The organism is Vogesella perlucida (assembly GCF_979366545.1).
Genome location: NZ_CEETRO010000001.1, coordinates 529,123 through 539,216, shown reverse-complemented (window position 1 = coordinate 539,216; position 10,094 = coordinate 529,123). Strand labels below are relative to the sequence as shown.

9 protein-coding genes are annotated in these 10,094 nt (G+C 60.9%); 5 read left to right on the top strand and 4 right to left on the bottom strand.

The window, feature by feature from the left end; translation table 11 throughout:
- Window positions 1-358 precede the first annotated feature (358 nt).
- From pssA to ACZ9XP_RS02560, 4 genes are all read right to left on the bottom strand, one after another.
- Window positions 359-1,705 (bottom strand): CDP-diacylglycerol--serine O-phosphatidyltransferase, encoded by a 1,347-nt coding sequence (gene pssA / locus ACZ9XP_RS02575; protein WP_147684508.1) that lies wholly within the window; start codon window positions 1,703-1,705, stop codon window positions 359-361.
- Window positions 1,706-1,870: 165 nt separating this feature from the next.
- Window positions 1,871-2,968, bottom strand: coding sequence for a polyamine ABC transporter substrate-binding protein (locus tag ACZ9XP_RS02570; protein ID WP_147684506.1), 1,098 nt, complete (start codon window positions 2,966-2,968; stop codon window positions 1,871-1,873).
- Window positions 2,969-3,098: 130 nt separating this feature from the next.
- Window positions 3,099-4,385 carry a glutamine synthetase family protein gene (locus tag ACZ9XP_RS02565; protein WP_465187938.1) on the bottom strand — a complete coding sequence of 429 codons (1,287 nt, stop codon included), beginning with the start codon at window positions 4,383-4,385 and terminating at the stop codon, window positions 3,099-3,101.
- Window positions 4,357-4,527, bottom strand: a complete 171-nt coding sequence (locus tag ACZ9XP_RS02560; RefSeq protein ID WP_438697827.1) for a hypothetical protein — start codon at window positions 4,525-4,527, stop codon at window positions 4,357-4,359. The genes ACZ9XP_RS02565 and ACZ9XP_RS02560 overlap by 29 nt, the downstream gene beginning before the upstream one ends.
- A gap of 183 nt (window positions 4,528-4,710) precedes the next feature.
- Between ACZ9XP_RS02560 and ACZ9XP_RS02555 the strand changes: the two genes are divergently transcribed.
- The 5 genes from ACZ9XP_RS02555 to ACZ9XP_RS02535 all read left to right on the top strand — a co-directional run bounded on the left by ACZ9XP_RS02555 (window position 4,711) and on the right by ACZ9XP_RS02535 (window position 9,996).
- A complete protein-coding gene (locus ACZ9XP_RS02555; RefSeq protein WP_147684504.1) occupies window positions 4,711-5,250 on the top strand; it encodes an RNA pyrophosphohydrolase in 540 nt (179 codons plus the stop codon).
- A gap of 3 nt (window positions 5,251-5,253) precedes the next feature.
- Window positions 5,254-5,880: a DUF2238 domain-containing protein gene (locus ACZ9XP_RS02550; RefSeq protein WP_465187937.1), complete on the top strand. Its 627-nt coding sequence runs from the start codon at window positions 5,254-5,256 to the stop codon at window positions 5,878-5,880.
- A 7-nt stretch (window positions 5,881-5,887) separates the two neighbouring features.
- Entirely contained in the window at window positions 5,888-7,855 is a 1,968-nt protein-coding gene (parE, locus tag ACZ9XP_RS02545; RefSeq protein WP_438698727.1) for a DNA topoisomerase IV subunit B, read from the top strand.
- Between the two features lie 148 nt (window positions 7,856-8,003).
- Window positions 8,004-9,209: a diphosphate--fructose-6-phosphate 1-phosphotransferase gene (locus tag ACZ9XP_RS02540; RefSeq protein WP_465187936.1), complete on the top strand. Its 1,206-nt coding sequence runs from the start codon at window positions 8,004-8,006 to the stop codon at window positions 9,207-9,209.
- A 55-nt stretch (window positions 9,210-9,264) separates the two neighbouring features.
- Window positions 9,265-9,996 carry a metallophosphoesterase gene (locus ACZ9XP_RS02535; protein WP_465187935.1) on the top strand — a complete coding sequence of 244 codons (732 nt, stop codon included), beginning with the start codon at window positions 9,265-9,267 and terminating at the stop codon, window positions 9,994-9,996.
- The last annotated feature ends 98 nt before the right edge of the window (window positions 9,997-10,094 follow it).

The window sequence follows — 10,094 nt, the reverse complement described above, 5'->3', positions numbered from 1 at the left end:
ATTCCGAACAGGACCGTGAAACGCCTCAGCGCCGATGATAGTGCAGATACCTGTGTGAAAGTAGGACACCGCCAGACGCCCGATACCGAAGCCCAGCTCACACGAGCTGGGCTTTGTGCTTTGCAGTTGTGCTTTGCAATGGCGGATGGCCATCGTGAAAACCCCCGCCCTGCGGCCAACGTTGGCCGCAACATCGCTGCCTCAACCGATACCTGACAACAACCCCCGCCCACCACGCCACCCACCCCCGCCGGCCTACGGCCGCCCCCCGGATGCGCCTGCGGCTTATGCCGGGCTACGGGTCGCTCCCAGCCCAGTCAATAAAAAAGCCCGCTTGTGCGGGCTTTTTACGTGGCCTTCAGAGTAGCCTGTGGAACAGTTTATCCAGCCGGAAACGGTTTAGCCGGCTGAGCAGCTTGCGTACTTTTTCGGGGTAGTGCTGCAGCTTTTCCAGCTGTTGATAGTGGCTGACAATTTGGGTGTGATGGCGGATATTGTTGAGCTCTTCTGCGGTCATCGTCGCCAGCTGGCCTAGCGGGTCGTGTAGCAACAGGCCATTTTCCAGGTCCAGGCGGAAGGCGCGCGGGTTCAGGTTGTTACCGGTAATCAGCTGCAGGTGCTGGTCTATCCACAGCCCTTTCAGATGATAGCTGTTTTCATGGTGTCGCCAGAGCCGCAGAGTGAGCAGGCCGGCCTGTATGGCCGCTTGGTGCTGTTTGGCAAAGCGGCGCAGGTTCATTTCATACAGGTAGGGCAGGCCGCCAATGACTTTAAAGGGCTCGCTGGGGGGAATGTAGAAGTCGTTGGCGGTTTTGTCACCTACGATGATTTCTACCTTTACCTGACGCGCCAGGGCCTTGTCGATGGCTTTGAGCAGGGGGCGTGGCAAGTTGAAGTAGGGGGTGCAGATGCTGATTTGCCGCTTGGCGCTGTACAGCAGATTCTCCAGTACCTTGTTGAACGGGTTGTTTTTGCCTACGCCGCAGATGGGGAATACTTGCAGTCCGGTTGTGCTGTCGTGCTGAGGGATTACCTGATAACGGCTTTGCGCCAGAGTCTTGCGCAGCTGTCGTGTTGCCCGGTTTTGCTGTGCTTTGTCTTGCGTAATGGCTTGATCCAGGCGTATGACTGCCGGGTTGGCGGCCAGGGTGTCTAGCATATAGCCAGACAGTACGTTGGCTAGGTGGGCGCTGTTTATCAGGTGGTAGCGGTCAAAACGGTACTTGTCGCCTACATGCAGGTAGACATTGTTCAGGCTGGCGCCGCTGTACAGCACGGTGTCGTCAATGACGTAGCCTTTGAGGTGCATCACGCCGAATAGCTCGCGTGTCTGTACGGGTACGCCGTAAATGGCCAGGTTGTCTTGAGGCTGGGCCTGGGCGCGCTGGCGATACCAGCCGGCATTGCCTTCTTGCTTGCCATGGCCGATGAGGCCGCGCCGGGCGCGGTGGGCGTCGACAAAGACCCGGATATCCAGCGCAGGGTTGGCCGTAGCGGCCGCGCACAGTGCATCCAGAATGAGTTTGCCACCTTCGTCTTCTTGCAGGTAAAGTGCGCAAAGATGAATGCGATGGCGGGCCTGGCGAATCAGGGCAAGCAGCTGTTCGCGGTAGTCGGCAGCGCTGTGCAGAATGCTGACGGCGTCCGGATGCAGTGTGATGCCAGGCAGGGATCGCAGTGGATCGGTTGGCGGAAAAAACAGCATGAGGCGTGTGTGTGCGTATTGATGCGATTAGCGCATCGTACCACCAGTGCTGCAGAAGTGAACTGGTTTTACATGCAGGATGCGCTGTTGCCCTGCAGTTTTTCGATGTAATAAAAAGCCCCTGTGCATGTTGCGCAGGGGCTTTGGCTTCTGGCGGGGTCTGGCTTATTTACCGGTCTTGAATTCCTGCCACAGGCGTGTGGTCAGGCGCTGTGTTTTGGCATCCATGCTTGGCATTACGAAGCTCTTGGACACGACGTCTTTGCCCGGGAAGATGGACGGGTTGGCCAGGTGTTTTTTGTCGATGAACTGGCGTGCAGCCAGGCTACCCGGTGCGTAGGTGACAGTGTTGGCATTGGCGGCCGACACTTTCGGGTCCAGCACGTAGTTGATGTAGGTGAGGGCGTTGTCGACGTTTTTGGCGTCTTTGGGGATGACCATGCTGTCGATCCAGATGCCTACGCCGGCTTTGGGTACCAGCGGTTGGACTTTGACACCATTTTTGGCTTCTTCTGCACGGGTCTTGGCGATGTTCAGGTCACCGCCGTAGCCCAGCACCAGACACAGCGAGCCACCGGAAAGCTCGTTGATATAGCCCGATGAGGAGAAGCGGGTGATGAAGGGGCGCAGAGGTTTCAGCAGCGCAGCGGCGGCTTTGTAGTCGGCTTCGTTGGTACTGGCCGGGTTTTTACCCATGTAGTGCAGCACTACCGGGAAGACTTCTGCTGCAGAGTCCAGCATGCTCACGCCGCAGCTTTTCAGCTTGGAAACGTTTTCCTGTTTGAACAGCAGGTCCCATTCGTTGGCCGGCAGTTTGCCACCCAGCGCCTTGCTGACTTTATCGCTGTTGATGCCGATGGTGTTCATGCCCCAGAAGTACGGGATGGCGAACTGGTTGCCCGGGTCAAACTGGGTCATGAGCTTCATCAGCTCCGGGTCCAGGTCTTTGTAGTTCGGGATTTTGGCCTTGTTCACCGGCTGGTAAAGGCCTGCCTGGATCTGTTTGGCCAGGAAGGTATTGGAAGGGTGTACCAGATCATAGCCAGACTTGCCGGTCAGCATTTTGGCTTGCAGGATTTCGTTGCTGTCATAGACATCGTAACGCACCTTGATGCCGGTGGCTTTCTGGAAGTTCGGCAAGGTGGATTCGGCAATATAGTCCGACCAGTTGTATACGTTCAGCTCTTTACCTGCTGCCAGGGCGCTGCCAGAGGCGGCGGTTAGGGCCAGGCTGATAGCCAGGGTAAGGGTTGATTTCTTCATCAGGTTCTCCTTGCAGTTAGTCTGCTTATCTCATCATGACAACGTTAGTCTTGCCGTGGTGTCCATTAAAAACCGGCGCGGGAAAATGCTCAACCATTCCCGACCCTCCCCGCGCACAAAATCTGCCGAACTATGCTTGTGGTGCCAGATATTGCCATTCCCACGCGGTAACTTGCTGCTGGAAGTGTTGGTGTTCTACCTGTTTTAGCGCCAGGAATACCTTGGCGAAATCCAGCCCGAGTAGCGCATGCAGGTCATGGGCATGTGTAAACGTCTGCATGGCTTCCTGCTGCGAGCCCGGTAAGGTGGCAGCGTGTTGATAGGCGCTATCTGACCGTGGCTGCGTGGCCTCGCATGCTTGCTCCATACCAAGCAAACCGCAGGCCAGTGTGGCGGCCATGGCCAGATAGGGGTTGGCATCAATACCGGGCAGGCGGTTCTCTACGCGTCGTGCCTGCGGGTGGCAAACCGGCACGCGCAGGCCGCAGGTACGGTTATCGTAGCCCCATTCCACATTGATGGGCGCAGCGCTATGGGCGCATAGCCGACGGTAGGCGTTAGGGTTGGCCGCAAACAGTAGCATGGCTTGCGGCAGGTAGCGTTGCAGGCCGCCAATGTAATGATGAAAGCGCGGGTGTTCGCTGCTATCCGGCTGGGTGAAGGCATTCCGGCCTTGGCTATCCAGCAGGCTTTGGTGAATGTGCATGGCGCTGCCGGGCTGGCCGGGAAAGGGCTTGGCCATGAAGCAGGCCTGCAGGCCGTGTGCACTGGCTAGCTGGCGCAGGGTGCGCTTGAGCAAAAACACCTGGTCGGCCAGCGCCAGCGCCGGGCCGTGCTGCAGGTTGAGCTCGTACTGGCCGCTGCCGACTTCGTGCAGTAGCGTATCGGTGGCAATGCCTTGCTGGTGGCAGGCTTGTTCCAGCGCGGCAAAAAAGGCTTCATGCCGGGCACTATGATCTACCGCATAGGCCGGCCCGACAGTTTCATGCTGCTGGCCTTGTGCATCCAGCAGGTAAAACTCGATTTCTGGTGCCACGATAGGTGTAAAGCCCAGTGCTTCAAAACGCGCCAGTACACGTTTCAGTACGCTACGCGGGGCGGTTTGCAGTAGGGTGCCGTCTTCACTATGGCAATCGTGTATCAGCTGGGCGATGCGGCGCCCGGTACCCGGTTTGATGCAGCGTGTGGCCAGGTCGGGAATCAGCCGCAGGTCCGGGTCGGTCTCGGGCACCAGCTGTTGCTGTGGCTCGCCCATCCAGCTTTGTATCAGGCTGACCTGGGGAAAGCGCAGTTCACCTTCGGCCGGGTAATGGGTAACCGGTACCAGCTTGCCGCGGGCTTGGGCATTCAGGTCGGGGATGAGGCATTCGATGTGGGTAATGGCGTGCTCACGCAGCCAGTGCAGCAGGGTCGTCATGATGAGGTGTCCGTAAAGGGTTGGCAGAGTAGCGTGCAGGCATGGCGGCAGGGTTGCCGGCGGCGCTGAGCGGCTGCTCGAAGACCCCCAGGGACACATTGCAAGGAATGCGCAGGGTGCACAGGGTAAGGGTGTGACGCATGTCGCAGCCTTGCAAAGATTGAATGTTTATTTTTTTATTCGATATTGTGGCTATTCGTCAATTATATTTAACGAACGCGGCGTGATAGATGCGGGTATGTGACGTGCCCGCCACGGTAGCGCGTGGCGTGCGCGGCCGAAATGTGCAAAAATCGAGCCAACTAACGATATTGCAGGTTTTTCCATGCTGGACCGGGACGGATACCGCCCCAATGTCGGAATCATCCTCATCAATGGCAAGCATGAGGTGTTCTGGGGCAAGCGGGTGCGCGAGCACTCGTGGCAGTTTCCGCAAGGAGGCATCAAACCTGGCGAGAGCCCTGAAGCCGCGATGTATCGCGAGCTGCTGGAAGAAGTGGGCTTGCTGCCACAACACGTCAAGATACTGGGTCGCACCCGCGACTGGCTGCGCTACGATGTACCCACCAACTGGGTGCGCCGTGAATGGCGCGGTAGCTATCGCGGGCAAAAGCAGATCTGGTTCTTGCTGAAACTGGTAGGCCGGGATTGCGATGTATGCCTTCGTGCAACCAATCACCCTGAGTTTGACGGCTGGCGCTGGAACGACTACTGGGCGCCGGTTGATGCGGTGATCGAATTCAAGAAAGACGTCTACGAGCGGGCGCTCACCGAGCTGACCCGTTTCCTGAAAGGGATCGAAAGCCGTGGTGACTATCTGGCGCGTATCGCGCAAGACACGACCCGGCAGCCAGACGAGGGCTAAGGCTTGACGACACAACATTTGCCACGGCCACGCACTGCTTTTGCAGGCGTGGCCGTTGTTGCTGCCTGGTCTGCCTGGCAGCCTGCGGATATCACCACCTGGTGGATGGAAGCCATCCCGGCGTTGATCGGCCTGCCGCTGGCCTGGCTGTGCTGGGGCCGTTACCCGTGGACCAGGTTGGCCGCATGGGCCATGGCGCTGCATGCGGTGATTCTGCTGGTGGGCGCGCACTATACCTACGCGCTCACGCCGCTGGGCTTCTGGCTGCAGGATGCGTTTGACTTTAGCCGCAACCACTACGACCGCATCGGCCACCTGGCGCAGGGCTTCTTTCCCGCCATTCTGGCGCGTGAGGTGATTCATCGCGGTACCGGCCTGCAGGGGCGTTGGCTGGCGTTTCTGGCCACCTGTTTCTGCCTGGCCTTCTCGGCACTCTACGAATTGATCGAATGGTGGGCCGCCCTCGCCCTTGGGGCGGGTGCCGACGCCTTTCTGGCCACGCAGGGCGACCCGTGGGATACCCAGTGGGATATGTTCCTGGCGCTCTGCGGTGCCATTCTGGCGCAGCGCTTACTGGCCGCCCGCCACAATCAACAACTCGCGGCGCTGCTGCGCCGTGCATCACACTGACAGACACATGACACAACAGAATTACGACGAATCCTCGGTACGGGTACTCAAGGGGCTGGAGCCGGTAAAAGAGCGGCCAGGCATGTATACCCGCACCACCGACCCGACCCATATCTGCCAGGAAGTCATCGATAATGCCGCCGATGAGGCGCTGGGTGGCTTTGCCCGCAAGATTGCCGTTACCGTGCACCTGGACGGCTCGCTGACGGTAGAGGACGACGGCCGTGGCATTCCTGTGGGCCTGCACCCGCAAGAAGGCGTGCCGGTGGTGGAGCTGGTATTCACCCGCCTGCACGCGGGCGGCAAATTCAACAAGAAAGACGGTGGCGCCTACGCGTTTTCCGGCGGCCTGCACGGCGTAGGCGTGTCGGTGACCAATGCACTGTCCACCCGGCTGGAGGTAGAAGTCAAACGCGAGGGCGGTGTGCACAAGCTGGTGTTTGCCGGTGGCGACGTGATCGAACCCTTGGCGCGTATCGGCGACTGCGGCCCGCGCACCAGCGGCACCCGCGTGCGCGTATGGCCGGATGGCAAATACTTTGAAAGCCCGCGCTATTCCATGCCCGAGCTGGAGCGCCTGCTGCGCGCCAAGGCGGTATTGCTGCCTGGCGTGGCGGTAACGCTCACCATCGAGCGCCCCAGCGGCGACGAAGTCAAGGTATGGCAGTACCCCGAAGGCCTGAAAAGCTACCTGTCCGAGCTGTGCGGCGACGACGAGCCGGTTGCACCGCTGTTTTCCGGCGAAGCCTACATTGGCGACGACCACGAACAGTTCGCCCGTGGCGAAGGCGTACAATGGGCCATGGCGTGGTTCGAGGATGGCGCCAGCGGCGAAAGCTATGTGAACCTGATCCCCACCCCTAGCGGCGGTACGCACGAGGCTGGCTTGCGCGCTGGCGTGTTCGAAGCGGTAAAAAGCTTTATCGACCACCACAACCTGCTGCCGCGCGGCGTGAAGCTGATGGCCGAAGACGTGTGGAGCCGCGTGCGCTTTGTGCTGTCCGCCCGTGTGCTGGACCCGCAATTCCAGGGCCAGACCAAGGACAAACTTACCAGCCGTGATGCGTTGAAGCTGATTTCCAGCCTGGCACGCGACCCGGTAGAGCTGTGGCTGAACCAGCACGTGGAAGCCGGCAAGCGTATTGCTGAGCTGGCTATCCGCCAGGCGCAAAGCCGCTTGAAGTCGGTGAAAAAGGTCGAGAAGAAAAAAGGCTCCGGCGTGGCCGTGCTGCCCGGCAAACTCACCGACTGCGAAAGCGAAGACATCGAGCGCAACGAGCTGTTTCTGGTAGAGGGCGACTCGGCCGGAGGCTCGGCCAAGCTGGCGCGCGACAAAGAATACCAGGCCATCCTGCCGCTACGCGGCAAGGTGCTGAACAGCTGGGAAACCGACAAGGACCAGTTGTTCTCCAATGCCGAAATCCACGACATTTCGGTGGCTATCGGTGTGGACCCGCACGGCGTGGACGATACGCCGGACCTGTCCAGCCTGCGCTACGGCAAGATTGCCATCCTGTCTGATGCCGACGTGGATGGCTCGCATATCCAGGTACTGCTGCTCACCTTGTTCTTCCGCCATTTCCCCAAGCTGATCGAGCAGGGCCATATCTACATTGCCCAGCCGCCGCTGTTCCGTGTAGACGTGCCCGGCCAGGGCAAAAACCGCCCGCCGCGCAAACTATACGCGCTGGACGAAGGCGAGATGACCGCCATCCTGGACCGCCTGCGTAGCGAAGGTGTCAAGGAAAGCGCCTGGAGCATTTCGCGCTTCAAGGGTCTGGGCGAGATGAACCCGGAGCAGCTGAAAGACACCACCATGAACCCGGACACCCGCCGCCTGTCGCGCGTGCAGGTGCGCCCTGGCGCGCTGGCCGCCACTCGCGACATGTTCATCATGCTGATGGGCAAGGGCGAGGCCAGCAGCCGTCGCAGCTGGATGGAAGCCAAAGGTAACGAAGCAGAAGTCGATATCTGATACGCGCCTTTCGCCGCATGGTAAACGTTGGCCGCACCCCGCACCGGGTTGCGGCCAACTTGCTTTTGGGGGGCAGCGGTTTGCGCCAAGGCAAAGCGCTAGCCGCAGCTGGTACTACAATGGTCTTGTCGATAAGCGGGAGGCCAGCATGGCGCGTTTACTTTATCTGCAGTCCGGCGGCCCTACCGCCGTGCTGAACAGCTCGGCGCAGGGCGTCATTGAAACAGCACGCGCACAAGGTGTGACGGTCTGCGCGGCGGCCAACGGCCTGACTGGCTTGCTGGCCGGCCAGCTGTACGACTGCAACGCAGCCACCCCCGCACAGGTGAGCCGGCTGGGCTGGCTGCCCGGCGCCAGCTTTGGCACCAGCCGCCAGGTGCTGGCGGCGTATGAGGAAGCGCCCGCGCAGTGGGCGCAGCTGGCGGCGGTGCTGCAGCGTTTCGATATTGGCTATGTGCTGCTCAACGGCGGCAATGGCTCCATGGAAACCGCCTTGCGCCTGGGGGAGCTGGCCCAGCGCTTTGCTTTGCCCTTGCTGGCGCTGGGGGTGCCCAAAACCATCGATAACGATCTGGAAGGCACCGACTTCAGCCCTGGCTTTCCATCCGCCGCCAAGTACCTGGCCAGCAGCCTGCGCGAGGTCACGCACGATATGCGCAGTATGGGGCGCGGGCGCGTGTTTATCATGGAAACCATGGGCCGGCACGTGGGTTGGTTGGCCGCAGCATGCAGCCTGGCAGCAGCAGAGGGCGAGCCGGCCCCGCTGGTGTTGCTGCCGGAAGTGGCCTTTGATGAGGCCCGTGTGCTGCAGGCCGTGCAGCAAAGGCTGCAGCAAGACGGCTATTGCGCCATCGCGGTAGCGGAAGGCTTGCGTCAGGCCGATGGCCGCTTTGTGGCACAGATGCACGCTGATGCCGTGTACGGCCACGAACAGCTGGGTGGTGCCGGCACCTGGCTGGCGCAGCGCCTGCAGCACACGCTGGGTGTACACGCCCACGTGGCACTGGTGGACTGCCAGCAGCGCGCGGCCATGCATCTGGCGTCGGCCACCGATGCCCGCCTGGCCTATGAGGCTGGCGCAGCCTGCGTACACTGGGCGCTGGCCGGGCAAGGGGGCGTCATGGCCGGGCTACAGCGTCAGGGCGATGGCTGGCACGCGGTGCCGGTGCCTCTGGCGCAAGTCGCCGGGCTGGAGCGTACCGTGCCGGCACATTTTATTGCGGCAGACGGTCTGTCGATGACGCCGGCCTTTGCCCGCTATCTACGCCCTTTGCTGCAGGGCGAGCTAACCATCCCTTATGTGGATGGCTTGCCGGATTACCAGGCGCTGGCCTGGCCGCGGCTGGCAGGGTGACGACAGCCTTTGCGGACGGCATAATGGCAGACTGCCCGCTTACCGGTTACCTGATGTGTTGACTGCCTTTCGCCGCCTGCCTGCCAATCCTGTTGGCCGCGACTTTGTCGTGGGCGACGTACATGGTTGCTTTGACACCCTCGGATTGCTGCTGGGGCAGGTAGATTTTGACCCCACCTGCGACCGCTTGTTGTCGGTGGGTGACTTGATCGATCGCGGCCCGCGCTCGTGGCAGGTGCTGGACTGGCTGGCGCAAATGTGGCTGTTTGCCGTGCGTGGTAATCACGAGCAAATGGCCATCGATTACGACGCCAGCGATGCCTGGCGCGAGCGCTATGCCCGTAACGGCGGCCAGTGGTTCATGGCCCTGCCCCCATCGCAGCAGCAGCGCTATCGTAATGTGTTTGCCGCCATGCCGCTGGCCATCGAGCTGCCGGTGGGCAACCGGCTGGTGGGCCTGGTGCATGCGGATTGCCCGGAGGACGACTGGGTGGTGTTTCAGGCCCGCCTGGCCTCGGGTGAAGGGGTGGCCTGCAGTAATGGCCAGACCGTGCTGCATGAAGCCACCTGGTCGCGTGAGCGCATTCGTGGCCAGGAGCGGGCGCGGGTGGCTGGCGTGGATGTGCTGTGTGTCGGGCATACGCCGGTGAGCCTGGCACGCCAGCGCGATAATGTGCTGTATGTGGATACCGGTGCGGTGTATGGCCGCCAGCTCACCCTGCTGTGTTTGCAGGACATGAGCGTACACAGCCTGGCGTGCACCGAAAGCGCGTGCGCCGACGAATAGTGCGATAAATCTGCCCGACGCCGTAGCGGCCAACTATGCTGAAAGCCAGCGCTGCTTACCGTACGGGGGATGCATGCCATACCGCCACTGTGTCGCTG

What these genes read in the sequence shown, in the direction of transcription:
- pssA (WP_147684508.1), bottom strand. Translation starts at nt 1,705, where the DNA reads ATGCTGTTTTTTCCGCCAACCGATCCACTGCGATCCCTGCCTGGCATC.
- ACZ9XP_RS02570 (WP_147684506.1), bottom strand. Translation starts at nt 2,968, where the DNA reads ATGAAGAAATCAACCCTTACCCTGGCTATCAGCCTGGCCCTAACCGCC.
- ACZ9XP_RS02565 (WP_465187938.1), bottom strand. Translation starts at nt 4,385, where the DNA reads ATGACGACCCTGCTGCACTGGCTGCGTGAGCACGCCATTACCCACATC.
- ACZ9XP_RS02560 (WP_438697827.1), bottom strand. Translation starts at nt 4,527, where the DNA reads ATGCGTCACACCCTTACCCTGTGCACCCTGCGCATTCCTTGCAATGTG.
- ACZ9XP_RS02555 (WP_147684504.1), top strand. Translation starts at nt 4,711, where the DNA reads ATGCTGGACCGGGACGGATACCGCCCCAATGTCGGAATCATCCTCATC.
- parE (WP_438698727.1), top strand. Translation starts at nt 5,888, where the DNA reads ATGACACAACAGAATTACGACGAATCCTCGGTACGGGTACTCAAGGGG.
- ACZ9XP_RS02540 (WP_465187936.1), top strand. Translation starts at nt 8,004, where the DNA reads ATGGCGCGTTTACTTTATCTGCAGTCCGGCGGCCCTACCGCCGTGCTG.